The organism is Blautia sp. MSK17_66 (assembly GCF_020538025.1).
Lineage (GTDB): Bacteria > Bacillota > Clostridia > Lachnospirales > Lachnospiraceae > Blautia_A.
Map to the genome: position 1 here is coordinate 58,017 of NZ_JAJBNQ010000019.1, position 23,755 is coordinate 81,771.

At 35.9% G+C, this 23,755-nt stretch carries 28 protein-coding genes; 18 read left to right on the plus strand and 10 right to left on the minus strand.

Translation table 11 applies throughout. The features are described from left to right. Positions 1-39: 39 nt before the first annotated feature. From ppdK to LIR34_RS11340, 15 genes are all read left to right on the plus strand, one after another. Positions 40-2,670: a pyruvate, phosphate dikinase gene (ppdK, locus tag LIR34_RS11270; RefSeq protein ID WP_173902772.1), complete on the plus strand. Its 2,631-nt coding sequence runs from the start codon at positions 40-42 to the stop codon at positions 2,668-2,670. A 442-nt stretch (positions 2,671-3,112) separates the two neighbouring features. Next, positions 3,113-3,583 carry a hypothetical protein gene (locus LIR34_RS11275; protein WP_265107724.1) on the plus strand — a complete coding sequence of 157 codons (471 nt, stop codon included), beginning with the start codon at positions 3,113-3,115 and terminating at the stop codon, positions 3,581-3,583. Beyond that, a complete protein-coding gene (locus tag LIR34_RS11280; protein ID WP_202017308.1) occupies positions 3,570-4,214 on the plus strand; it encodes a hypothetical protein in 645 nt (214 codons plus the stop codon). Before LIR34_RS11275 ends, LIR34_RS11280 begins: the two co-directional genes overlap by 14 nt. After that, entirely contained in the window at positions 4,120-5,397 is a 1,278-nt protein-coding gene (locus LIR34_RS11285; RefSeq protein ID WP_202017306.1) for a Mu transposase C-terminal domain-containing protein, read from the plus strand. Before LIR34_RS11280 ends, LIR34_RS11285 begins: the two co-directional genes overlap by 95 nt. Further along, positions 5,390-6,610 carry an AAA family ATPase gene (locus LIR34_RS11290; RefSeq protein WP_173902769.1) on the plus strand — a complete coding sequence of 407 codons (1,221 nt, stop codon included), beginning with the start codon at positions 5,390-5,392 and terminating at the stop codon, positions 6,608-6,610. The genes LIR34_RS11285 and LIR34_RS11290 overlap by 8 nt, the downstream gene beginning before the upstream one ends. Then, positions 6,607-7,950, plus strand: coding sequence for a TniQ family protein (locus LIR34_RS11295; RefSeq protein ID WP_173902768.1), 1,344 nt, complete (start codon positions 6,607-6,609; stop codon positions 7,948-7,950). The genes LIR34_RS11290 and LIR34_RS11295 overlap by 4 nt, the downstream gene beginning before the upstream one ends. A gap of 77 nt (positions 7,951-8,027) precedes the next feature. Continuing rightward, entirely contained in the window at positions 8,028-8,741 is a 714-nt protein-coding gene (locus LIR34_RS11300; RefSeq protein WP_173902767.1) for a type II toxin-antitoxin system PemK/MazF family toxin, read from the plus strand. A 521-nt stretch (positions 8,742-9,262) separates the two neighbouring features. Next, positions 9,263-9,454, plus strand: a complete 192-nt coding sequence (locus LIR34_RS11305) for a DUF5659 domain-containing protein (RefSeq protein ID WP_173902766.1) — start codon at positions 9,263-9,265, stop codon at positions 9,452-9,454. A gap of 15 nt (positions 9,455-9,469) precedes the next feature. Then, positions 9,470-10,942, plus strand: a complete 1,473-nt coding sequence (locus tag LIR34_RS11310; RefSeq protein WP_173902765.1) for a DEAD/DEAH box helicase — start codon at positions 9,470-9,472, stop codon at positions 10,940-10,942. A 515-nt stretch (positions 10,943-11,457) separates the two neighbouring features. Continuing rightward, complete coding sequence (locus tag LIR34_RS11315; protein ID WP_173902764.1) at positions 11,458-12,885, plus strand: radical SAM protein; 1,428 nt, start codon at positions 11,458-11,460, stop codon at positions 12,883-12,885. A 54-nt stretch (positions 12,886-12,939) separates the two neighbouring features. Continuing rightward, complete coding sequence (locus LIR34_RS11320) at positions 12,940-13,281, plus strand: HU family DNA-binding protein (RefSeq protein WP_173902763.1); 342 nt, start codon at positions 12,940-12,942, stop codon at positions 13,279-13,281. Continuing rightward, on the plus strand, positions 13,278-13,931 hold the full coding sequence (locus tag LIR34_RS11325; protein ID WP_173902762.1) for a hypothetical protein: 654 nt from the start codon (positions 13,278-13,280) through the stop codon (positions 13,929-13,931). The genes LIR34_RS11320 and LIR34_RS11325 overlap by 4 nt, the downstream gene beginning before the upstream one ends. A 367-nt stretch (positions 13,932-14,298) precedes the next feature. Beyond that, positions 14,299-15,282: a hypothetical protein gene (locus LIR34_RS11330; RefSeq protein ID WP_173902761.1), complete on the plus strand. Its 984-nt coding sequence runs from the start codon at positions 14,299-14,301 to the stop codon at positions 15,280-15,282. After that, positions 15,275-16,246 (plus strand): metallophosphoesterase, encoded by a 972-nt coding sequence (locus tag LIR34_RS11335; protein ID WP_173902760.1) that lies wholly within the window; start codon positions 15,275-15,277, stop codon positions 16,244-16,246. Before LIR34_RS11330 ends, LIR34_RS11335 begins: the two co-directional genes overlap by 8 nt. Positions 16,247-16,663: 417 nt before the next feature. Next, positions 16,664-17,365 (plus strand): hypothetical protein, encoded by a 702-nt coding sequence (locus LIR34_RS11340; protein WP_173902759.1) that lies wholly within the window; start codon positions 16,664-16,666, stop codon positions 17,363-17,365. A gap of 69 nt (positions 17,366-17,434) precedes the next feature. Here LIR34_RS11340 and LIR34_RS11345 read toward each other — a convergent pair whose 3' ends face one another. Further along, positions 17,435-17,650 (minus strand): hypothetical protein, encoded by a 216-nt coding sequence (locus LIR34_RS11345; RefSeq protein ID WP_173902758.1) that lies wholly within the window; start codon positions 17,648-17,650, stop codon positions 17,435-17,437. A 108-nt stretch (positions 17,651-17,758) separates the two neighbouring features. Between LIR34_RS11345 and LIR34_RS11350 the strand changes: the two genes are divergently transcribed. Next, complete coding sequence (locus tag LIR34_RS11350; protein ID WP_173902757.1) at positions 17,759-18,262, plus strand: hypothetical protein; 504 nt, start codon at positions 17,759-17,761, stop codon at positions 18,260-18,262. A 134-nt stretch (positions 18,263-18,396) separates the two neighbouring features. Here the strand turns inward: LIR34_RS11350 and LIR34_RS11355 are convergent, their stop codons facing one another. From LIR34_RS11355 to LIR34_RS11395, 9 genes are all read right to left on the minus strand, one after another. Then, a complete protein-coding gene (locus LIR34_RS11355) occupies positions 18,397-18,657 on the minus strand; it encodes a helix-turn-helix domain-containing protein (RefSeq protein ID WP_173902756.1) in 261 nt (86 codons plus the stop codon). 137 nt (positions 18,658-18,794) lie between these two features. After that, positions 18,795-18,968 (minus strand): hypothetical protein, encoded by a 174-nt coding sequence (locus tag LIR34_RS11360; RefSeq protein ID WP_173902755.1) that lies wholly within the window; start codon positions 18,966-18,968, stop codon positions 18,795-18,797. Continuing rightward, complete coding sequence (locus tag LIR34_RS11365) at positions 18,955-19,101, minus strand: hypothetical protein (protein ID WP_173902754.1); 147 nt, start codon at positions 19,099-19,101, stop codon at positions 18,955-18,957. The genes LIR34_RS11360 and LIR34_RS11365 overlap by 14 nt, the downstream gene beginning before the upstream one ends. 44 nt (positions 19,102-19,145) lie before the next feature. Further along, entirely contained in the window at positions 19,146-19,835 is a 690-nt protein-coding gene (locus LIR34_RS11370) for a hypothetical protein (RefSeq protein ID WP_265107725.1), read from the minus strand. A 296-nt stretch (positions 19,836-20,131) separates the two neighbouring features. Continuing rightward, positions 20,132-20,299, minus strand: a complete 168-nt coding sequence (locus tag LIR34_RS11375; RefSeq protein ID WP_173902752.1) for a hypothetical protein — start codon at positions 20,297-20,299, stop codon at positions 20,132-20,134. A 282-nt stretch (positions 20,300-20,581) separates the two neighbouring features. Further along, positions 20,582-20,932: a hypothetical protein gene (locus tag LIR34_RS11380; protein WP_173902751.1), complete on the minus strand. Its 351-nt coding sequence runs from the start codon at positions 20,930-20,932 to the stop codon at positions 20,582-20,584. A gap of 62 nt (positions 20,933-20,994) precedes the next feature. Beyond that, entirely contained in the window at positions 20,995-21,321 is a 327-nt protein-coding gene (locus LIR34_RS11385; RefSeq protein WP_173902750.1) for a hypothetical protein, read from the minus strand. Between the two features lie 45 nt (positions 21,322-21,366). Continuing rightward, complete coding sequence (locus LIR34_RS11390; protein WP_173902749.1) at positions 21,367-21,534, minus strand: hypothetical protein; 168 nt, start codon at positions 21,532-21,534, stop codon at positions 21,367-21,369. Between the two features lie 87 nt (positions 21,535-21,621). After that, positions 21,622-21,948: a hypothetical protein gene (locus tag LIR34_RS11395; protein WP_173902748.1), complete on the minus strand. Its 327-nt coding sequence runs from the start codon at positions 21,946-21,948 to the stop codon at positions 21,622-21,624. Between the two features lie 368 nt (positions 21,949-22,316). Between LIR34_RS11395 and LIR34_RS11400 the strand changes: the two genes are divergently transcribed. Next, positions 22,317-22,793 (plus strand): J domain-containing protein, encoded by a 477-nt coding sequence (locus LIR34_RS11400; protein ID WP_173902747.1) that lies wholly within the window; start codon positions 22,317-22,319, stop codon positions 22,791-22,793. A 186-nt stretch (positions 22,794-22,979) separates the two neighbouring features. After that, positions 22,980-23,546 carry a tyrosine-type recombinase/integrase gene (locus LIR34_RS11405; protein ID WP_173902746.1) on the plus strand — a complete coding sequence of 189 codons (567 nt, stop codon included), beginning with the start codon at positions 22,980-22,982 and terminating at the stop codon, positions 23,544-23,546. The last annotated feature ends 209 nt before the right edge of the window (positions 23,547-23,755 follow it).

A 23,755-nucleotide genomic window follows, 5' to 3' on the forward strand; every position in this document is an offset into this window, starting at 1 on the left:
TTTTTATGTGAAAGAACAATTATTAGGAGGAAATGTAAAATGGCAAAATGGGTTTACATGTTTACAGAAGGTAACGCTGATATGAGAAACCTTCTGGGTGGTAAAGGTGCCAACCTTGCTGAAATGACAAACCTTGGTCTTCCGGTACCGCAGGGATTCACAATCACAACAGAAGCCTGCACACAGTACTATGAAGACGGAAGACAGATCAATGACGAGATCATGGATCAGATCATGGAAGCGATCACCAAAATGGAAGGAGTTACCGGTAAGAAATTCGGTGACAAAGAAAATCCACTGCTTGTTTCCGTTCGTTCTGGTGCCAGAGCATCCATGCCTGGTATGATGGATACTATCCTGAACCTTGGATTAAATGAAGAAGTAGTTAATACTCTTTCCGAGAAATCAAACAACCCACGTTGGGCTTGGGACTGCTACAGAAGATTCATCCAGATGTACTCTGACGTAGTTATGGAAGTTGGTAAGAAATATTTCGAAGAGCTGATCGACGAAATGAAAACTAAGAGAGGCGTTAAACAGGACGTTGAACTTACAGCTGACGACCTCAAAGAACTGGCAGAACAGTTCAAAGCTGAATATAAAGAAAAAATCGGTTCTGATTTCCCAACTGATCCGAAGGAACAGTTAATGGGTGCTATCAAAGCTGTATTCCGTTCCTGGGACAACCCGCGTGCAAACGTTTATCGTCGTGACAACGATATCCCATATTCCTGGGGAACCGCTGTTAACGTACAGATGATGGCATTCGGTAACATGGGAGATGACTGTGGTACAGGTGTTGCCTTCACACGTGACCCTGCTACAGGAGCTAACGGTCTGTTCGGTGAATTCCTGACAAACGCTCAGGGTGAGGACGTTGTTGCCGGTGTTCGTACACCTATGCACATCACCGAAATGGAACAGAAATTCCCGGAAGCATTCGTACAGTTCAAACAGGTTTGCAAAACTCTGGAAGATCACTACAGAGATATGCAGGACATGGAGTTCACTGTAGAGCACGGTAAACTTTACATGCTGCAGACACGTAATGGTAAGAGAACTGCTCAGGCTGCTCTGAAGATCGCTTGTGACCTTGTTGATGAGGGAATGAGAACAGAAGAAGAAGCTGTTGCAATGATCGACCCACGTAACCTTGACACTCTGCTTCATCCGCAGTTCGATGCAGCTGCTCTTAAAGCTGCTACACCGATGGGCAAAGGTCTTGGAGCTTCTCCAGGAGCTGCTTGCGGTAAAGTTGTATTCACAGCTGATGACGCTGTTGAATGGGCTGCAAGAGGAGAAAAAGTCGTTCTGGTTCGTCTTGAGACATCTCCGGAAGATATCACAGGTATGAAATCTGCTCAGGGTATCCTGACAGTTCGTGGTGGTATGACTTCTCACGCTGCAGTAGTTGCCCGTGGTATGGGTGAGTGCTGTGTATCCGGATGCGGTGATATCGCTATGGATGAAGAAAACAAGAAATTTACACTGGCTGGTAAAGAATTCCACGAAGGAGACTTCATCTCCATCGATGGTACAACAGGTAACATCTATGACGGAATCATCCCGACTGTAGATGCTACAATCGCTGGTGAGTTCGGCCGTATCATGGCTTGGGCTGACAAATACAGAACAATGAAAGTTCGTACAAACGCAGATACACCGGAAGATGCTAAGAAAGCAGTTGAGCTTGGTGCAGAAGGTATCGGTCTTTGCCGTACAGAGCATATGTTCTTCGGTGAGGGACGTATCGATGCATTCCGTGAAATGATCTGCTCCACAACAGTAGAAGAAAGAGAAGCAGCTCTTGCAAAAGTTCTTCCATATCAGCAGGAAGACTTCGAAGGACTGTTCGAAGCTCTGGAAGGAAACCCGGTTACTATCCGTTTCCTGGATCCGCCGCTTCATGAATTCGTTCCTACAGAAGAGGCTGACATCAAGAAACTTGCTGACGCTCAGGGCAAAACTGTTGAAGAGATCAAGACAATCATTAATTCTCTCCATGAATTCAACCCAATGATGGGTCATCGTGGATGCCGTCTTGCAGTTACCTATCCGGAAATTGCTAAGATGCAGACAGCAGCTGTTATCCGTGCAGCAATCAAAGTTCAGAATGCTCATCCGGATTGGACAATCAAACCGGAAATCATGATTCCGCTTGTTGGCGACATCAAAGAGCTTAAATATGTTAAGAAATTCGTAGTAGAAACTGCAGACGCTGAGATCAAAGCAGCTGGTGCTAACCTTGAATACGAAGTTGGTACTATGATCGAGATCCCGAGAGCAGCTCTTACAGCTGATGACATCGCTAAAGAAGCTGACTTCTTCTGCTTCGGTACAAATGACCTTACACAGATGACATACGGATTCTCCCGTGATGATGCTGGTAAGTTCCTTGACGCTTACTATGATGCTAAGATCTTCGAGAATGACCCATTCGCTAAACTTGACCAGGTTGGCGTTGGCAAACTCATGAAGATGGCTATCGAACTTGGAAGACCGGTTAACCCGAATCTCCATGTTGGTATCTGCGGTGAGCACGGTGGAGATCCGTCTTCCGTAGAATTCTGCCATAAACTTGGCCTTAACTATGTATCCTGCTCACCGTTCCGTGTACCGATCGCTCGTCTGGCAGCAGCTCAGGCAGCAATCGCTGAGAAGAATGCATAAGAAAATGTTGTGAGAGGGTGAAGTGATCTATCCTGTAAAAGGGTAAATCGCCCAACCAACTAAATAAATTTGTCCAAACGTAAGATTAGACCTTGATGGACTGGAATTTCCAGCCCCTCAGGGTCTTTTTTGTTATCCGCATAGTGCCAGAAACCTTGATTTTATGCGATTTTTCTAAATAAAACCGCGATTTTATTTACCATGAAAACTGAACATTGAAAGGAGGCATTTTAACCGATGTTTCCATAAAAATATAATCAGGTACATTACTTTGGAGGTTGTGGGATTTACCCCTTGGGAGGATAAGTGGTTTTGTCCCATAACATAGTGAATTTCAAAATTATGTTTTTGGGAAACATTTTTGGGAAATTTCCTAAATCCAAAGTGCCAGAAATCCTTGATTTTCCTGCATCCCCAAATCCATTCCCAGAAATAAACAAAAATGGGAAACCTAAAAATGTTTTTTGGAAAACGGGAAAATATGTTTTTGGGAAAATCAGCCCCGAATTTCATTTTTGGGAAATATAATTTTGGGAAAAATCGCAACATAATACAGGAGGTGCTTATGCGTAAAATTGGTTACAAAGGGCGGTGCGAGAAAAAAACATTGTCCAAATGTAAAGAAGTGTGCCGGACATATGATCCGATACAAAGCAAATATGCAGAGTTATTGGACAGCTTACCAGAGATTGAAGAAATCCGTTGTAATGTGCCACTCGAAGGATTTAAAGAGGGTAATTACATGACAGATTTTGTTTGTGTTAAAACTGGTGGCGATCTTATGGTGCGTGAATGTGTGTGGCGAAACAGAGTTACTAAACCACTAAATGTAAAGCTACTGGATGCCTCAAGAGAATATTGGACAAATCATGGCGTGAAAGATTGGGGGATAGTTACAAATGAAGAAGAATGAATTATATTTCAATGATACTTCGATTGTTCGTATATTAGCCATAAGAAAGAATGAAGCACTTGTAATTGATTGTGTGCGGCGAATTATGCCACAATGGGAGGATATTTCTTCTTTTGCTGACTGGGAAATTGGTACACAGGAACTATTGTGTAAGTTTACAAATACAGAAGTGCCAGAAATAGACTCTCTGTGTCCAGAGAGCCGTAAAAAAGCATACGAAAGATATACAATGATTGCGCCAATTTTGCGACTGCTGCCAGATGAACAAAAGAAATGTGAAATGATTTCTGCCATTGCAACCAACGAAAAAATAAGCAAGCAAACGGTGCGAAAATATCTCTGCCGATACCTTGCATTTCAGGACATTGCCGTATTGTCCCCAAAAGATAAAGAAAGTGATACATGCTTATCAAAGGACGAAAAAAATATGCGGTGGAGCTTAAACAAATATTACTTCTCTTACCAGAAACATAGCTTAAAGACCGCATACACACTTATGCTCAAAGAAAAGTATTGTGACGGAAAAGGGGGATCTTGTGGCAGAATATCCCACATTTCATCAATTCAGATACTTTTACCGAAAAAGAAAGAATCGGCAAACATACTTCATATCACGAAACGGCTTAACTAATTATCAGCGTAACAATCGCCCGTTGCTTGGCGATGGAATACAGGAATATGCAAAAGCACCAGGAATGGGAATGTTGGATGCTACCATCTGCGACATTTACTTGATAAATCAGTCCGGTGAGATTATTGGCAGACCTATACTGACAGCCTGTATTGATGCTTACAGTTCTTTGTGCTGTGGCTATGCGTTGACATGGGAGGGCGGCATGTACAGCTTACGGCAGTTAATGCTTAATGTGGTTACTGATAAACAGGAGTTGTGCCGGAAACATGGAATAAATATAAATCTGCAAGAGTGGGACTTTTCATTATGTCCAGGCGTTCTTGTAACAGATCAAGGAACAGAGTACATGAGTAATTGCTTTGAGCAGATAGCAGAGCTTGGAATAAAAGTCGTGAATCTTCCAGCATACCGTCCAGAACTAAAAGGAAATGTTGAGAAGTTCTTTAGCATAATACAGGATCTTTTTCGCCCATACCTAAAAGGGAAAGGATTGATTGAACCAGATTTTCAGGAAAGGGGAGCGCATGACTACAGAAAAGATGCTTGTCTCACATTGGAACAATTTGAAAAGGTTCTGATCCGCTGCATAATTTATTACAATTCGCAACGGATAATTGAAAATTTCCCATATACGGATGATATGTTGAAAAACAAAATTTCCCCGTATGCTAATGACATTTTCACATATGGAAGGAATTTAGAGGGAACAAATCTTGTAAAGGTTGATAAACGGCAGCTTATGCTTACGCTATTGCCCCGGACTACAGGAAAATTTACACGATCTGGTTTGGTAGTAAATCATGTGAGATATAAAAATCCAAATTATGCGGAAAAATATTTGTCCGGTGGCAATGTAACAGTCACATATAATCCCGATGACTCTTCATTTGTTTGGCTAGTGGATAAGGGTAATTTTATTGAATTTGAATTAATAGAGAACAGATATAGAAGTAAAAAATTCTCTGAGATTGAAACGATGCAGACGCAAAAGAAAGAAATCATAAAGTCTGTGCAAGAAAATAACACACAAGCAAAAATCAACTTAGCCAGCCACATTGAGGCTATTGTATCAAATGTAGGCAGCAGCAATGGCGAGTTGGCTGCGATTTCTCAAAACTACGAAAAAGAAAAAATAAAAGCCCATATAGACATTATGAAAGTAGGTGTGGTAAATGAATAATATGGATTTGATAAAACAAATGCCCGAAATGCTGTCCGGAAAAGAGTTATATGAAAGACTGGCAGATATTCCGGTGTACGATGAAACCATACGAGAAAAAAACCAAACCGAAAGGCTTATGGCACTTTCTACACTGTATGACATTTATTTACCATCTGAAATGTCAGTGGAAATATATTCAAAATTGTATTTGGCTTTGCTTAGATCACTGCAGAAAAAAGGCACTCATGCAGCGGTGCAACAATTATATCAGAATCATAAAACCATTATGCAAAGAGAGAGTCGAGGGATTATCGGTGGTTCTGATTCTTTTTCCATTGTTGGTTGTTCAGGTATAGGGAAGAGTTCTGCAATAAATCGTGCAATTTCTATTATAACAGAAAATAAAATGATTGAAATTGAAAATCCACCAGTGAGAATTATCCCATGTCTTATAGTTCAGTGTCCGTTTGATGCAAGTGTGAAATCGTTATTGTTGGAAATTTTACGAAAGTCTGATGAACTTCTGGAAACCAACTATTATGGAAATGCCTTAAAAGCCAGAGCGACAACAGATGTGTTGATTGGTATTGTGGCACAAGTGGCATTGCAGCACTTAGGAATGTTAGTTGTCGATGAAATTCAGAACTGTGTTGCGGCGAGAAATGGGAAGTATCTGGTGGCAATGTTGACACAGTTAATCAACACTTCCGGCATATCTATTGGATTGATAGGTACACCAGAAACAACGTCATTACTTGAAACTGCATTCCAGTTGGCACGCCGGTCATTAGGATTGCAATACAACACTTTAAACAATGATGAATATTTCAGTGGATTTTGTGAGCTATTATACAAATATCAATATGTGAAAAAATATACAGAGATTACGCCACAAATTATAGATTGGCTTTATGAACATTCAGGTGGCGTTACTTCTGTTGTTGTCTCTTTAATTCACGATGCACAAGAAATTGCGATACTCACAGGATATGAAGCACTAGATGTTGTAATGCTCAATCAAGCATATAATCAAAGACTGCAACTTTTACATGACTTTATTCGTCCAAATGTAACAACAAAACCAACCAAAAAGAAAAAGAAAACTGTGCGTGCCGAAAATCAAACAAATACCTATACGATTTCTGCACTTGTCCAAAAGTCAAAAGATGAAAACTTGGATATTGTGCCATTATTGCAGGAATATTTTACTGTGGAAGAGGTGAAGTTATGAAAATGTATCTTCCAGAAATTTATCCAGACGAACTTGTATATAGTTGGTTGTCTCGATATTTTGTATATTCTGGGTGTACGAATAATAGAATGTTGTTGTCGCAACTTTTGTATTCAAAAAGTAACAATCCAAGCATCGAATTTATAGGTCATCTGAATGAGGCAGCAGAACAGCAAATTACACAAGCATATTCAATGGATGATTTGATTTTAAACCATACAATGTTTCCTCAATATGCAAGATTTATGCCAGCAAATAAAAGGGACGTGGCACTTGCAGAGCTAAAACGTTATTGTGATCCACATAAAGTCTTTACAATTCTCCCACGAAATGAAAGAGAGTTATGGCTAAAATATTGCCCGTTATGTGTGGCAGAAGATCGCAAAAAATACGGGGAAACTTATTGGCATAGAATCCATCAGGTTAGAAATATGCTGATTTGTCCCACTCATAGGTGTAAGTTGGTAAATTCAGAAGTAGATATACGCAGTGAAAAGATATTTGCATTTAACCCAGCAGAAGTGACAATAAAAAACGTAGTCCCTGTATTGGTTGACAATATGGAGCAGATTAAATTTGCAAAATATATAAGTGATTTATTTAATATGAATATAACGACTGACAGTGAAAGCAATATAAAAGCCGCTATATACAATGCGATAACCAAGACAAAATACATGAAGGGTAGACATCGGAAGATGACACAATTTTCTGAAGATTTGCAATCATCTTTCAAGGAAATTGGAATGAATACTATTGCAAGTATATATCAGATTCAAAAAGTAATGTTAAAAGAGAGTAATGAATTTACTGCCATATGTCAGATTGCATACTTCTTGAATATCAATCCAACGGAATTATTGAAATCTGAGGTTACAGAAGAAAAAGTATTACAGGAGCAAGAAAGCCATTATATAAAAAAGCGTGCGATAGCAGGCTGGGAGAAATTTGACATAGAAAATGTTGTACGTTTTGAAGAGTTCTGCAAAGGCGTTTATGATGGAGCTGGTAATGATAGCGGCAGACCTGAAAGAGTATCTGAGAAAATGGTTTATAAGTTTCTGGGGATTACTTCATATGGATTTAAAAATATGCCTAAATGTATGGCTGTATATGAAAGATATGCAGAATCGTATGAGGAATCCTGGGCGAGAAAATTGGTATGGGCATATGAGGTGCTAAAGAATGAAGAAAAATCTATATGTTGGAGTAATATACGGAAGTTAGCTGGGGTAAAAAAGGAAAAAATAAAAGAGGTACTTGTATATTTAGATAAATATGGAAATGGAGATACAGTTAATGAATTACTAAAAACTGTAAAAATAAATTTGCTTAAATAGGGCAATTGAATTGATTTACAAACAAAAACTCAGTATAATAAAAGGTAAACTAAAGAAAAATAACCGAGGGAGTTTTTATGATCGAAGAATTATTTGAGTCTGTTGTTGCAAGTATACGGGAATATGTAAATAGAAATCGTACAGAAAAGCAGGATGACGTAGAGCATTTTTTGAACAATATTCTTAAACGCTTAAACTTTCTACAAGATGAAGGGGAATTAGAAGTATTGAAAGCACGTTTGTTAAGAGAAATGAAAAAGTTTTCTAAAAATGTGTTTTCTTATGGAAAAAATGCTGAATTAAATAAAACATTGATGCAAAGAAATATTGATAATATTGCATGGCTTAATGATGAAGTTAGTATAAACAAGAAGTCACGAAAATATACAGTTGCTCAGAGAGAAATTTTTTATGCTAAGTTAGGAAACAATATTGGAAGTGAACAAAATGGCAGACGGCCAGTAATGATTTTGCAAAATGATGTAGGAAATACAAAGGCTAATACTACAATCATTGCTCCTGTAACGACACATCAAAAACAAATACAGTATGATATACAAAAACGAAGATATTATATTGAGCGTGTCAGAGACGGAAAAACAGTAAAAAAATATTTGGATTTTTATGAAGTACCATTAAGACTTGAGGGTAATAGTAGAGGATTATATGGTTTTATAAATGTTATGCATTTAAGAGAAATTGATAGAAAACGTATTGACGGATGTTGTGTTGGCAAGGCAACAGAAGAATGTTATAAAAATGTGATTTCTGCAATAAATAAAAATTTGTAAGTATAATATTGACACGTTTATGGAAAAATGATAATATACTAATACAAAGACAGATAAGAGATTCTGTCAATAGCATAGTTTGTGCTAGGCACAAATGTAGGAAAATCAAATTTAGAAGAATATTGCTAGGCAATGTTCCCAAAAGCACCTATTTAGGGTGCTTTTTTGGTATATAAGAAAGTTATAGAAACTGAACTACATTCCTATTTCTTTAATATACTATGTTATTAGCAAAAATTATTTAAAGTTGTGTCTATTGCACAATAACACCATTTTCAACGCTGTGTATTTTGATAATATGCACAAAAATACTTGACAAAATCGGAAAACTGTGGTATCATAAAATAAAAATTGAATACAGACGTGTGACTTGGTATCAGAAATATTAGATACAATTTTAAGGCACTTACAGCAATCAATATAAAAAAAGATAGAAAACGCTACTTATAGTGTTGGATTCTTTTTGATATGTTGGTTGCTTTTTTTATTGTCAAAAAAGTACAAATTTTAGGAGAAATGGAATGACCGAGAAGAAAATTAAATGTAAAACAATTTTTTCACAAAAACTTGCAGGCTATCTTTTAATGCGTGGATTTGTATTAGCAGAATCTAGGAAAGATTATAAGAATCCGGAGAGAAATCTATTTTTCTTTTTTGAGTCCCCGGAACTGCTAGGAGCTATTACCGACTATACCAATAACCAGAACAGATAAAGGAGATAGTTCATCATGTTAGGTTCAAAAAAGTATATTTCAGATTTAATAGGAAATGATTATATTTCCTGGGAAAATACAAAAATTATTCTCAATGGTGGTACCGGATGTGGGAAAACACTATTTGCCCGTCAGGTACTAATACCGTTTTATTTGAAGCAGAATAAAAAAATTTTGTATTTGTGTAATCGACTAGAACTTTATAAGCAATTAGAAAAGGAACTGAAAAAATTTAAGACATCAAATATTGTTTTAAAAACCTACCAATCTCTGCAAAAAATGATCAGGCATACAGGGATGTCGGAAAGATATGATTTGATAATTTCTGATGAATGTCATTATTTCTATTTGGATGCAAAGTTTAATAGTTATACCGATTTGGCATACAGATATGTTATGAATCAACCAGAAAGTGTAGTGGTTTTTATGTCTGCCACAGCAGATGGCTTTTTTTCGGATTTGATAGCCGATGGTGTAGTAGAGCAGAAACATGTTTATACACTTCCGAAAGTTTATGATTATGTGGAACGAGTATATACATATGGTAAAGATGTCCTTACAGATATTATAGATGGTATACTGGCAGACAACGATACTGATAAAATATTGGTTTTTGTTAATTCTATGAAAAGGCTTGTGGAGATGCACGATTACTATGGTGAATCTGCTTATTATATGTGCAGCCAGTCACAAGAATGCCGTTTTGCAGATAGATATTGCATACAAAATAAGAGCTTTAATAAAAGAATTTTGTTTGCTACAAAAGTTTTGGATAATGGTGTTGATTTGGTGGATGATGATTTACGGCATATCATCAATGAGATATTTGATTTGGACAGTGCGCTTCAGGCAATCGGTAGGAAAAGACCTGTTGATTACTTCGATACTTGCTGTTTCTATTTTCGTATATATGATGGACGTGCCATCAATAATTTTTATGTGAGCAATGAAAAACAATTATCTCCGGTTACGCATTATCTTGAAAATAAAGAGGATTTTTTAAATTATCTTGATACTCAAAATATGGATACTCGGCAAATTGCCCGGAAAAATAAAATCTTTTATGTTGATATGAAAACAGACAAATTATGTATTAACAACTGTACATTGAAAAAATATGAGATGGATAAAAAGACTATCGAGAAAATGAAAGAATCTGATTACGAGGCAGTATTATTTGAAAGACTGGGAAATGATTTGAAATCCAAAAAAGCAGGTTTGGAAATTGAAGTAAAGAGCAAAGATACATTTTTATTTTTTCTGAAAGATTGGGAAAGGAAAAAACTATTCAAAGAAGAGCAGAAAGAATTAAAAGAAAAATTTCGTGATATTTTAGGTCTACATGATCGTACAATGGGAATCAATACCCTCAATGGAAAACTTGTAGATTGTCAATATCCGTTTAAAATTGTATCAAAGCAAGAGAATAGCAGACAGTCAGAAAATTACAAAAAGAGGTATTGGATGATTCAAAAGATAAATGAGTAGACTGCCCCCAAAAAAGACATTTTTCTTAATATTAGGAAATTTGTATAAAATGGGGGCATAAAAGATTAAAGAGTATATATGGACTTATCTCTGATAAGGACATAGCGTCACGAAAGTGACAAGAATAAGCACACACTATCGTGTATGCTGCCACTCTTGGCATCGTGGCATTATTAAAAGACAGAAAATTTATAGTGGTTTATGTGCGTGCCGGAAAGGATATGTTTTTTTATTATTGTATCGGCTGGTACTCTACAACCAACAGAGAAGATAAAATTGTATGAATGGGATTTTCTACACTGATATGGCACAGAATTTAAAATATATGATTGGTAAAATTGAAAATCTGGGTGTGATTTGTGGTCAGATTCGTGTAGAAATTACAGTGAGTTGAATTAAAAGAGAGGTGATACTATGGCAACACCATGTCAAGTGGCAGATGCAATGGCATTTGCTAATTCTATCCCAGGTAAAATTTGGGGAGCTATATTCAAATAAAAGAAAGAGGATGAACTATGGAAAAAATAACATTTTCAAATTTAACAATAGAATTAACTAGAAAGTGTAATCTACAGTGTTCGCACTGTTATTGTGGAGAATCGCAAAACATGTGTATTTCTAATGAGGTAATTGATGCTTGCTTTGATACAGTTGATTACATTTATGCCCTTAATTTTACTGGGGGAGAACCATTTTTGAGCATTGATGCGATGCTTTATATTCTGGATGTTATAAAGAAAAATAATATCGTGTTGGGTGGAATACAGATCACAACAAATGCGACAATTCAGAACGATGATGTTATAAACGTCATTCGTGAATATAATAAATACATTCAAACCATTGTTGAAGTAGAGGCAAAAAATAATATAAATATCTCTGTTAGTTGTGACCGATACCACGGAACGAAAGAAGAGTGCCAGAAACGTTATGAATGGTATTATGATAATTTACGAGATTATGCAACTATTTGCAAAAATAGAGCTGGTGATGTTCCTTACAAAGTTGGTCGTGCTATCAATCTAAATTATGCAGATAACTTTACAGCTTCGTATAAGCCAACAAAGGTTTTATATAAGAGTGCAGATTGTGATCCTATATGTTCGGAAAAGAACTTTGTTCCGTGGTTTCGTAGTGATCAAAAAATTATATTATGTAGCATATTTTTGGATATATTTGGAAATATTCAGCGGGCTAATTTTATGACGGATTATGAAAGCAGAAAGAAAAATGAAATAATATACAATGTGTTGGCGTGTTCAGAAGGTCAAGAAATCATTCAAGCAATAGAAAAATACAATATAGGAAAGCCATATTGCAAAATGGCTTTCCCGATTGAAAACCCTGCAGAGAATATTATTGACGATAAAGATTTGATTCCAGTTAAGAATTTTGCCAGAAAACATTTCAATGTTGATCTTGACAAAGAGCCGCTAATGAAAAAGTATATTATAGCACTATATAATGCACTGTTAGAACATCCAGAGCCAAAAGAATATGCAAAAGATGTTCTTATTCGTTTGAGTCGCTCGCTTACGCCAAAAGGCGTTAAGTTAATCAAATCTTTTGTTGGATTAAATGATACAGATTTTGGTACGCCAGAAGAATGCAAAGAACGCATACTTGAAATTAATAATTTGAAGGAAAGCGATTCTTATAATGAGATTATGAGTTTTCATTCAGATCTTAAAGAAGATGAATTTGAGGTAAGATGCCGACAGGTTCGCCAGTATATTAATGATTCTCCATTAAGTCCGGATGGATATGGTAAACGGCTCACAAGTTTACAAGCAAATTTATATTGTCCAATCTTGCAAGAGGTGGAACGTTTGGAAGCAGAACGCAATAAATCAAATTTATCACCCGATGAATTGAAAAAAATAAATACTGAATATGACAAGTACAATAAAGCTAAAAAGGAAATGGAAAGTGTCTGGACGTGATTTATGATCAGAATTGCACAAAAATCACATTATAAATAAGAGGGAGAAACGAAGATGGGAAAATTTACAGAAAACAAAGAAAGAACGTTGACACAGGCAATGTTTATACGCCGTTTAAGTGGTTCGATGGGGATTACATACGATGAAGCAGAAAAAATCGTGTTAGAGATAAAGTGTGAACTCATAAAATGTATGCTGGATGGCCTGTGCGTGAAGTGGAGAGGTTTTGGCACATTTGGAACGTTTAAGCATAAAGGTCGCATTATGCAAAATAATATATTTACCGGTGGAAAAAGCGAAAGTAAAGATCACTATGTTGTGAAGTTCAGGGCAAGTGACAACTTAAATAGACTTTTGAACCAGGTGATTAATAGGAGCTTTATATTTGCTGAATGAAAAAAAGATGCAACTATCTCACCAAGGCGGACATTGAAGCTATCGGTGGGAAAATTGCCACTGACGAAGAATTTCGACATGTGAAGGGAGAGACAGCTATCTGGGTAAGTAACTATGCCCGGATTATCTCTAAAAGAAGAGGGAAAGCTAGAATTTTAAAGACAGTTTTTCAAAAGGGTTATCACCGATTAACATTGCCGCAATATATGCGAGGGAAAAAAGTAAAACATATGTACTATGTTCACGTGTTGGTTGCCGAAGCATTTTGTCCTATTCCGGAGTGGACTAAGCTAGGAGATAAATTAGAAGCACATCATATCCATTCCGTTGATCGAGAACATGATATAGGCTGGATTAATCATGCCAGTAACCTTATGCATGTGCCTAGAAAATTACATAAAGCGATTGATTCACTTGCTGAAATTGCAGTTAGAAAAAATAATACGTGGGTTAAGATGGATTTTGTATCGGCAGCAGAATACTACGGAGTTTCGCCGTATGAATTTTTAGGGGCTTTTGCAAATGAGAAAAAGAAGATTCCGGACAAGATCCGGGGAAAGTATCAGTATTATAAACCAACTATCGAGAGCGAAAACAGAAAAACAGTTACGATAGATATAAGGATTGTGCGTTTGAGGGATGCGGATTAATTTCTGGGGGGTGGAAAAAGGGTGGAAAAAGAAGTAATTTCTCTTTTTCTAACGTAAAAAATCAGCTCGAACAACTTTTTTCAGTAAATATTGGAAATATCGTGATTATAGACAGGATTATATAAAAATGCAATGCATGAAAATACGGTAGTTATGGTCTTTCTGGGAATTGTAAAACAACAAATTATGTGAGAAAGTGCATAAAAAAGTTCGAGGTGCAGTTCGAGAAAATACGATAACCGCCGTATTTTGCTATATCAAAAGAGTATTGAGAGTGCATTTCAGACATAGAGGTGTGTTTGTCAATATATACAAATAAAAGTATTGAGTTAATACTTTTGTTTCACTATAGAATATGGAGGAAAATATGGGAGAATTAGAGAAATATTATCCACAAATCATAAATTTTTTGAAAAAATATACAAGAGAGAACAATAAACTTAGTGAAGAGGTTAAAAAGAATACATTAGATGATATTGAACCAGCAATAAAGGATTTTGCTGTTTATTTAGGTGGAGAATTAAAAATATTAAAAAAATATTATCCTGATATAGAGATGGCTTTTTATGAATACATTGAACGAATGTATGATCAAGCCCCCACGAGTGCAGAGGGATTTTTCCATAGACAAGTTTGCGGATATTTTCTTCTTCAGAGTTTAAAAATGATTATAAAAGAAGTTGGGTTTTGGAATAAATTGAAAGAAAATATAGAGATGTTTTGTGAGAAACATTTATATTTTTTTAACATAATTAGTATGATTATAGATCAATATTATTTCGAGAAGCCATTCCTCGTAATAGCTGATGATATTGATAAAAGTATTGAATGCTTACAACCGATAAATATAAAATCAGTAAATGGACAAATAAACCTTTATCATGGGACGAGTTTAGAAGCGTATAAATCAATAATTGAAGATGGTTATTTAGTTCCGACTAATAATTTGGGGGTAAAACGTGATACCTATATACAGGCCGAAGAAGGGTATAGAGAAAAATATAATAAGATGCAGGCTGGATATTGTTTCTTTAGTGCAGATTTATCATATGTATTGGATTATGCAATAGATTATCCTCGTGCAGACGCAAACGGAATCAGTAATAGTAAAAAGACAATAATCAGTAAAAAAAATATTGATAGTAGATTAAACAGTGATGGTGTGATTTTCGTTATAGATCCAAAAAAATATATAGGCAATTTATATTATGTTCCAGTTAATAACGAATTTATGATTAAGGGAGAAGTTAATATAAGGGATGCGAGAGTAATATTTGTACATAGAAATAAGGGGAAAATTTTACTTACAGATGAAAAAGGAGATGTGATAAATGATTTATGTTATGAGTGATATTCATGGTAGAAAAGATTTATTCGATAAAATGTTGGATAAGATTAACTTAAATTCTGATGATACTTTATTTATATTGGGTGATATGATAGATCGTGGGGGAGATTTATCAGTTCTTTCAGAAGTTATAAAACTACAGAAAAAAGGAATTTGCATCCCGATAAGAGGGAATCACGAAGATAATTTGCTTAGACTTTTAGAACTATATACGCCTAAAGAAGAATTTAGGAAATATGTTATATATGAAAAAACAAGTGGCAATCAATCGGGAAAATTTAAAAGAAATGATTATAACTTGTATAATATACTCAAATTTCCATCAGAATTATTTTTAGGACTTTTTAATATTTATAGCAAAACACGATTAATTACTATGACGGTTGATCTGCAAAGATGTTTTAATTTGTTTGGCGTGCAAAATGGTGGAATGACTTTGGATCATTTAAATAAAATGAATTTAAAAGATCTTAATATGTTAAAGAAATATATAGCGTCCATGCCATTAGGTGTAGAATGTACTGTTGATGGAAAGAAATTTATGTTAGTGCATGGCGGATATAACGAGACGAAAGAAAAATTTTCCCATGAATATAAATTGGATATACGACAAGAATTTTTTCTAAACAAAGTGGAATGTAGTGAGTCGTTGACAGTTGTGTTCGGACATACGACAACACGTGACATCAAAATTATTAAGGATCACGAACTGTCCGTTCCGTATAAGATATGGTATGATGATGTAAATAAAGATAAAATTGGTATTGATTGTGGAGCTTGCTATCCGAATGGACAACTTGCTTGTTTATGTTTAGATACGATGGAAGAGTATTACGTGAAAAATGATTTTGATACGATAGTACCAGTTTCGTATATTAATAAACGATTTAATATATATAAAGAGTACCAGAAAACAGTGAACAACACCTATATCACTGATCCGGAACAAAAAATAACCCTTTTTTGAAAAAAATTGGAGACAATAGGATTTGTACTAACTCAAAAAGGACTCTTGAAAATCCAAGAGTCCTGATGTATAATCTACTTAGAAGATGATCGGAACAAGTTCCGATTACCCTCGGTTAAATTTGAAATCAGAAAGATTTAAGCATCTAACTTTGGGAGAGTGGGATGCTTATTTCTTTTTATGGTTATCTAAGTAAGTCAGTGCCGTAAATACTACTAACAATAAAGTGAGAACTTCCATTGTGTTCATAAGGCATCACCCTCCTTTCGTAAAATTGGAGGGCGTTCAGACGAAACTTGCATCCGGCTTCTGTTCAATTATACGAGTAAATTATACCATTTCTAGGTATAGGTCTCAAGTGAAAAGCTGTTAAATTACCAAAAATCTGTAGAAATGTATCAGGGATGAGGGAAGTTTATGATTGAATATATAAAATGGATTTTTGCTCCTAAAAATATAAATGCTAATATTTTTACAATGATATCTGTGATAATGTCAGGGATTGTATCATGGATAATATCAGCTATTTACTTTTCGAGAGGTAATAGGAATAATTTAAGAGCATCAGTGCTTTATCCAGTTCGACATTTGCTTGAAAGTACACCAGCTACATGGGAGAAGTATAGAAAACTAACGGAATACACTAAAGATTATAGCATGAAATATCTCAAACGTAAGGAACGTCCTGCTGTTGATGAGCTTCTCTCGGCTTATCAGGAAGTATGCTGTTACAAATATGAGTGTGTTTGTGCAGAAAGCCTATACTCTTATTTTTATTATAAATTGAAGAAAAGTGGAATAGATCCCACTCCTGTACCCATTTATATTGATGGGGAGCTTGTAGATGTTGAAGCTCCGCAAGACATGTTATATTTACGTGATGACTTAGAAAAAGTAGTCAATAAGTTTCACCCTGGATTTGAAACAGAAAAATGTGAAGATGGTGTAACCCAGTTATTTAGATATTACTGTAAAGAATATTATACCGACAAAAAAATCGTTTTTTTCGATGATTGTACTCTTTTAGAGGTATTAAAAAAAGCAAAGAATAAGGGTGAATGGGACGATAAATTTGAACGATATAAAAGGGCAAAAGAAGCCTTTTTAGCGATAAAATGATATGCTTCTAATTTTTCTTTGTATAAATGGTAAACGTCCGGTAGCAAGGAAAAAAGCTAGATGCCGTATTTACAACAAACTATGCACAATCCGGTCTTTATCTGCAACATGAGAATTAGTCGGATAAATCACCACGTTATAACGCTTCTGGTATTCGGAAATTACTAGGATCTCCTGGGCTTTGTTTGCACCGGATAATTCTTCCTTGAGCAGGTTGGCAGCAGTATGTTCATTTTCGCCTATTATTTGTAACGTGCCAAAATTGGGGCTTGTTATTTCAATCATATGGAAATCCTCCTGTAAGATAATCTATAATGATATCAGAAGTGGGAGAGAGCAACAATCCATTATTATGTTCAACCTATTAACTTTTCTTATTCTGGTTGCGATATCGTGCCAGATCCTACATCATTCTTATTATATATCGGCTGGCACTTTACCAACCAGCAAAAGAAAAAAGAACTGATATTGTGCGATTTTCTGCTATTTCCTCATATTCGGCAGCGTGGAGACGTTGGAGGATCTGCGAAGAAGGTAGGGCTGAGAATCAAGGAACTAAAGAGAATTTATGGAATTGAAAAGGGCAATAATCAATATAGCAGCTTGCCGAATAATTCGGCATCCTCTCAATCAGATCTTGCAACACTAATGGGAATATCAGTTGACACCCTTCAGAACTACAAACTACTTGCAGAAATGATTCCTGAACTCGAAGAATTAGTAGACACTGGAATTGTTACAAAAACTACAGAATCAGAGTTCTCTATGATCCTTTTCCTGGATATCTTTCAATTTCTGCATATAGGCGTTAAACTCATTGACACGTTTCTGAGCTGCTGCCTGATTGTTGCGCCGTTTCTTGCGAGTATTCAGTTCATCGGCGATTATGACGATTAGGGCGATGAGGATGATTAAGGCGGTCATTTATGGCACTCCTTTTATATTTTTGTTTTTCCTTTGGTTGGCTTAAATGTGTGCTGGCAATTATTATTATCTACATCCGAAATAAAAAAGAGCAAACCTTTCTCGGTTTACTCTGTAATTGAATCATCTGGCTTATTTGTGGTTTCGGATAAATCAATAGACCATATACCCTGTAATAGTTCTAAAGGTTGCATATTCATAGCTTTTGCAATCGCTTCAATGCTACTTATAGATATGTTATCTTCACCTTTTTTTAATCGAGTAATGGTACTTTGTGAAATCCCTTTCAAGTTAGGATCAATTTTGCATTTATATGCCGTAATTCCGGCAGAGGTCATTCTGTTAAATAGTTCTTTGCTATCAAACATTTGAATACGCTCCTTTAATCACTGTTTATAGTGATATGATACAATATTTATTCCACAAAATCAATATATGTGCAGATATTTATTTTATTCTACTTAAATGAGAAAATGAAAGGGCAGCAGTTACGCCACCCTTAATATTATTCTTTAAGATACTTTTCGACTTCTGCAAGGGGTAATCCCAGATGTTCGCCAGCTTGAATGATATTGTTCCCGTCTACAATCATGTAACCGCCAGTAATTTGATTCGGACTTTTTCGGATAAATAACCCCTGTTTTCTCGCCTTACGGCGTAATGCTTCAATGTTCATCATAATGTTTTACCTCGTACAGCTTGCAGAATTTTGTGCAAAGATTCAAAATATTCAGCACGATAACAATTAAATCCATTGCAATAATGACGATCATTTTACCGGTTGTAAGCCCAGTTCCTTTTTCATTATTCATAGTTTCATACCTCTTTCATTGGTTATATAGTTGTAAAGAAAAGATTAGCAAATTGCATAATTTACGATTATACCGTATGTGTTCTCAATTTGCTGTTTTAAAGTTTCACATACCGGAAGATATTCTTTTATGTAAATAGTTACGGTATTAGTAGGTGAAAAAGATGCAGGTTTTACATAATCAATACCATTTCGCATTAGTAACATTAAAAATTCAGTTTGCAGCAAAGCGGTATTATAATGTTCGTTTACCTTTATTCTCCAGCCAGATTCGTTTTTGATTTTTTTGATTATGTCGCTGTGTTCTTGTGCCATAGCAGGTGACTTAAAACTTAATAAAAGAAATTTTCCAATATGGTCATTTTTTACTGAGTATTTATATGGAGCATGAACTTTTTCAGAAAATAACTTTCTTGCCAGAGTAGTAGCATCAAACTCACTAATAACTTTCTTTGGTGGTGTGCATGTATTTTGAGGTGTAGTGTACTCCTGATATGCTTTATCTGCTGCATCATCAATACATGTTGCAATGCGCTCCATCTCATTTAATAAGTTTTCTGGGATGGGATATACTGTAATCAATGTGCGATTGTCAAAAATATAAACCATGTTGCCATAAATTCGAATATTATCACCGATTTTTTCATGTCGAATATATACACTAGAGATATATTTTTTGAGATCTGCACTTGCATTTTCAAAAGAAATGCCTTTGTCGAATGCTCTTTCTGCCATATCCATAGCGGAGTTTTTTTGATACTCCACAACGTTCTTTTAATCTTCTTTTTGCGTGTACTGTAACTGATACCATTGTCTTATTCTCCTTATATTGCCATTACTATTTTTTTGTAGATATACAGAACACCTATTTTCGCCGATCTCATCCGGTGTATAATTGGAGAGTCCAAAGTTTTACTCACGTTAAGTCACTACATAACGGAAGAATGGGTGGGACGGGGTGTACCAGACCCCAGGGATTAGAATAAGTGTTCTGTATAGCCCCCGTATAGCCGATAGGTCAGCAAAGCGGTTTATTTACCGTTTTTTAACTCTTTTTCAAGATCCAATAATTCATCGTAAGTCATGCTTGCCCATGTAAGAAATGGAATTTTAACACCGTATTCATCCATGATTTTATTGGCAAGCTCTTCGCAACGTTTAAAATCTTCTCTCATAGCTTTTGTTACTTTCTTTGCCATGTTTCTCCTTTCTCCCAGTAATCGGGAATCAATACAATATAGTTTCGTAGAGGATTTATTTCTTGCAAGAGACAGGTTGTGCAGAATCGAACTGCATGAATCACCCAACTTGACAACCTGGTTTTGTGCTTCAGGGGAGAGTACAATTCCCTAAAAGCACAACTATTGGTAGTACGGTTGGTAAGAACATTACACATTTGTTTTAAGCCATTTATGTGTAGTGTAGCACTGCCAACCTAAATCCTTTCCCCGTAATGCCGATAGGACAGCAAAAATATTATTTCAAAGAAAATTTGCTCTGAAATATTCATCCTCAAATGTCAAAAGTGTTTCAATTTCTGAATTGGATATTTCCAACTTTTCCATATCCTCATCGCACCAGATATCCATAATTGGATCAAAACTATGTCTTGTAACTGATACCGTTTCATCCAATACATTGATCCAGACTGTTATTTTGTTGTGATTTTCGGCAGTCAGTGGCAGCAGTGTGTTGATCCGGATGCCGATTTCAGTACCAGCATTTTCAACTTTGCCCTTGTGTGCGACTTTGAGGATATCCGCAATACTGAGATTTGCGATAGATTCCACAATTTCGCAGCTTTCGTTTACATCATAGTAGAGAAATTTCATGTGCAACCCCTCCTGTTATTTTTTACAAAGGACTGGACGGAATCGAACCGTCCTAAAACCACTTAGCCCTGATTGTATTTGTGAATGACATCTGAGAATGCCGTGAGTGCTTCAATCTCTGATGCTGAAATATTGAATGGTTTTACATGCTCAATATCTGTATTGGACTTATTTATAAAAACGTTATTGTTTGGATAAATCCAGAGAGTAAAGGTTTTTCCGGGTTCTACGTTTTCGCCCAAAAGATCATTGAGGATAATTCCTGTAGCGTTGTCTTTGAGAATGATGTTCTTTTCTTCGTTGGCTGTTTTAATAACATCGTCAACACTGAGATTTACGGTTCCGCAATATTCGTTGTGATCTTCTGTGTATGTTGCTAAAAAATTCATAGTCATAAGCCCCTTTCATATGTGCTAAACTTTCAAGAGATAAAATCAATAGCCTCTAAGTAACCAATCCAGAAACATCCAGAACGGTAACGCTAGTATTGCAGCAGCGAAAAGATACTGCAATACCTGTATAACTTTTCTTTTAATGTATCTCTTGGCGTGTTTCTTGAATCTGGCACACCACTGATCATAGGTTAAAAGAGTATCATTCATGTTTTAGCCCTCCTTTTTGACTACCTCCCACCCTGTAAGAGTGGGAACGCTTGCGGTTTAAAGTCCTGTTTATTGTCGCCGCAACGACTACTTACTTTCTGCAACTTTTACGGTTACTCGTTCAACTGGAGTATTCTTTAAATACTTTTTATACTTTTCTTCACCGTCCTGTTCTCCGGAGATAAAGGCTTCTTTATCAAATGAGGATCTTACAAAAGCGGTAAAAAGAATTGTTAATCCGGCAACTGTTAATTCGCTTTTCTGGCGTTTCTTCATATAAGAAGAAGTTTCACTTTTCAGAGCCTTGATCTCTTTTTCCAGCTCGTCCATTTCTCTTTTCTTTTTTGCTTTCTTCTGTTCCAGTTCGTAAATTCTTTCTGAGATTGTTTGTAACTCTTTCATATTTGTACACATATATTTTACCCTCCTAAATTTCTTGTCTTATTATAGGAAGTGCGGCAGCAGCTCCGGCAGGTCTTAAAGCTATCTAAGGTTTTTGACCGTCTCATTATCCCCTTACCCTTGCCCGGTATTACGTTGGTGTCTCCGGTACATCTTGCGATCACTTCGTTTTCACCCTTCGCTGTTGTGCTGTTCCTTTGAACTGATTTAAGTATATCACCGATATTCGTGACAGTCAATAAAAATATCACCGGAATAAGTGACAAATATAGTCACCGATATTCGTGATATTTGTGTATTCTGTCAATAGACTATCACCGATATTCGTGATATATTAAATATCAAGATAAGAAATCAAAAGAGATCGGGAGGAAAACACAATGAAGTATTTCGTAAACATTTCTACATTAGAGGAATTAAGAAAAGAGTACAGAAGATTAGCAAAAGCCAATCACCCAGATGTGGGCGGATCTGCTGAAGAAATGAAAGTTATCAATATTGAATATGAAATGTGTTTTAAGGTGCTGGAAAATGCAGACACACCAACCAACGGAAAGAAATATAATAAGGAAGAAGATGCAATGATCAGAGATATTATAAATGTAATCATTCATCTGAACATTGAAATAGAAGTGTGCGGCTCCTGGATCTGGGTGACAGGCAGCAATACATATGCTTGTAAAGACGAACTGAAGGGAAATGGTTTTCACTGGGCTTCCAAGAAAAAAGCTTGGTACTGGCACAATCCAGAAGAAGTTACCAGATCACATGGAAAAACTACAATGGCAGACATCAGAATCAAATACGGTTCGGATGTGGTAAAAGAAGCGAATACAGTATTTTGTGTTACGGCATAAGAATGATATAAGGGGCGAGATACAGCCCCTTTCGTTTTAGGTAAAGAGTTCGTATAATTATACTATTACGAACAGTAAAAATCAGTGTTTGCAAGGGCTTTATTTTGTGGTGGAAAATATACGAACTTTTCATATTAAGAAATACGAACTTTTTGATCGAATCATATGAGAAAGAGGTGTGCTGCAATGGCAAATAAAAAGACAAGAGCATTAACAGTTGAGGAATACAATTTGATTATTGATACAATGCGGACTGGGTTTAGTGGGTGCAGACCAAACGACCGCATAGCTACTGCGCTCATTATAGAAGCAAACTTGGGAATCAGAATCTCCGATATATTAAACCTGAAACTATCAGACATCGTAAAAGAGGGCAGCAGATACCGATTAAACATAATTGAGCAGAAAACAAAGAAAAGCAGAAATTTTACAGTTCCGTTTGAAATTTACCAGTATATTAAAATTTATTGTTTGGAAAATGGGATCAAAGATAATGATGTTATTTTTCCAATTACAGAAAGGGCAGTGCAGAAGCAGTTGAAAATTGTGACGGATTGGTTAGACCTGGACAATATCAGCACGCACAGCTTCAGAAAGTTTTTTGCAACGCAAGTTTACCAGAACAACGATTATAATATTATTCTTGTGCAACAGTTGTTGCAGCACAGTTCCCCGGCGGTCACACAACGTTATATTGGTGTATCATCAAAAGATATTGAGACAGCATTGAGCAAACACAGATTTTTAAAATAAGCAACCAGACATCAAAACAATAGAAATCCCTCTTAAATAGATCAATCAATAGAATCTATGTAAGAGGGAATTTTTTGTGCTGCAATACTGGCTATAACGTGATACTGGCTTGTCGTGATGAATGGGGGCGCAATGGTTAAAGGTTCTTTCTATTTTGGCTGATGGGGGAACAGATCCCGGCTTTTCATTTTTGGAGTAAATCACCGGAA

Excerpts from the sequence above, each read along its gene's own strand:
- ppdK (WP_173902772.1), top strand. The coding sequence starts at position 40 with ATGGCAAAATGGGTTTACATGTTTACAGAAGGTAACGCTGATATGAGA.
- LIR34_RS11275 (WP_265107724.1), top strand. The coding sequence starts at position 3,113 with ATGGGAAACCTAAAAATGTTTTTTGGAAAACGGGAAAATATGTTTTTG.
- LIR34_RS11280 (WP_202017308.1), top strand. The coding sequence starts at position 3,570 with ATGAAGAAGAATGAATTATATTTCAATGATACTTCGATTGTTCGTATA.
- LIR34_RS11290 (WP_173902769.1), top strand. The coding sequence starts at position 5,390 with ATGAATAATATGGATTTGATAAAACAAATGCCCGAAATGCTGTCCGGA.
- LIR34_RS11295 (WP_173902768.1), top strand. The coding sequence starts at position 6,607 with ATGAAAATGTATCTTCCAGAAATTTATCCAGACGAACTTGTATATAGT.
- LIR34_RS11300 (WP_173902767.1), top strand. The coding sequence starts at position 8,028 with ATGATCGAAGAATTATTTGAGTCTGTTGTTGCAAGTATACGGGAATAT.
- LIR34_RS11305 (WP_173902766.1), top strand. The coding sequence starts at position 9,263 with ATGACCGAGAAGAAAATTAAATGTAAAACAATTTTTTCACAAAAACTT.
- LIR34_RS11310 (WP_173902765.1), top strand. The coding sequence starts at position 9,470 with ATGTTAGGTTCAAAAAAGTATATTTCAGATTTAATAGGAAATGATTAT.
- LIR34_RS11315 (WP_173902764.1), top strand. The coding sequence starts at position 11,458 with ATGGAAAAAATAACATTTTCAAATTTAACAATAGAATTAACTAGAAAG.
- LIR34_RS11320 (WP_173902763.1), top strand. The coding sequence starts at position 12,940 with ATGGGAAAATTTACAGAAAACAAAGAAAGAACGTTGACACAGGCAATG.
- LIR34_RS11325 (WP_173902762.1), top strand. The coding sequence starts at position 13,278 with ATGAAAAAAAGATGCAACTATCTCACCAAGGCGGACATTGAAGCTATC.
- LIR34_RS11330 (WP_173902761.1), top strand. The coding sequence starts at position 14,299 with ATGGGAGAATTAGAGAAATATTATCCACAAATCATAAATTTTTTGAAA.
- LIR34_RS11335 (WP_173902760.1), top strand. The coding sequence starts at position 15,275 with ATGAGTGATATTCATGGTAGAAAAGATTTATTCGATAAAATGTTGGAT.
- LIR34_RS11340 (WP_173902759.1), top strand. The coding sequence starts at position 16,664 with ATGATTGAATATATAAAATGGATTTTTGCTCCTAAAAATATAAATGCT.
- LIR34_RS11345 (WP_173902758.1), bottom strand. The coding sequence starts at position 17,650 with ATGATTGAAATAACAAGCCCCAATTTTGGCACGTTACAAATAATAGGC.
- LIR34_RS11355 (WP_173902756.1), bottom strand. The coding sequence starts at position 18,657 with ATGTTTGATAGCAAAGAACTATTTAACAGAATGACCTCTGCCGGAATT.
- LIR34_RS11360 (WP_173902755.1), bottom strand. The coding sequence starts at position 18,968 with ATGATGAACATTGAAGCATTACGCCGTAAGGCGAGAAAACAGGGGTTA.
- LIR34_RS11365 (WP_173902754.1), bottom strand. The coding sequence starts at position 19,101 with ATGAATAATGAAAAAGGAACTGGGCTTACAACCGGTAAAATGATCGTC.
- LIR34_RS11370 (WP_265107725.1), bottom strand. The coding sequence starts at position 19,835 with ATGGCAGAAAGAGCATTCGACAAAGGCATTTCTTTTGAAAATGCAAGT.
- LIR34_RS11375 (WP_173902752.1), bottom strand. The coding sequence starts at position 20,299 with ATGGCAAAGAAAGTAACAAAAGCTATGAGAGAAGATTTTAAACGTTGC.
- LIR34_RS11380 (WP_173902751.1), bottom strand. The coding sequence starts at position 20,932 with ATGAAATTTCTCTACTATGATGTAAACGAAAGCTGCGAAATTGTGGAA.
- LIR34_RS11385 (WP_173902750.1), bottom strand. The coding sequence starts at position 21,321 with ATGAATTTTTTAGCAACATACACAGAAGATCACAACGAATATTGCGGA.
- LIR34_RS11390 (WP_173902749.1), bottom strand. The coding sequence starts at position 21,534 with ATGAATGATACTCTTTTAACCTATGATCAGTGGTGTGCCAGATTCAAG.
- LIR34_RS11395 (WP_173902748.1), bottom strand. The coding sequence starts at position 21,948 with ATGTGTACAAATATGAAAGAGTTACAAACAATCTCAGAAAGAATTTAC.
- LIR34_RS11400 (WP_173902747.1), top strand. The coding sequence starts at position 22,317 with ATGAAGTATTTCGTAAACATTTCTACATTAGAGGAATTAAGAAAAGAG.
- LIR34_RS11405 (WP_173902746.1), top strand. The coding sequence starts at position 22,980 with ATGGCAAATAAAAAGACAAGAGCATTAACAGTTGAGGAATACAATTTG.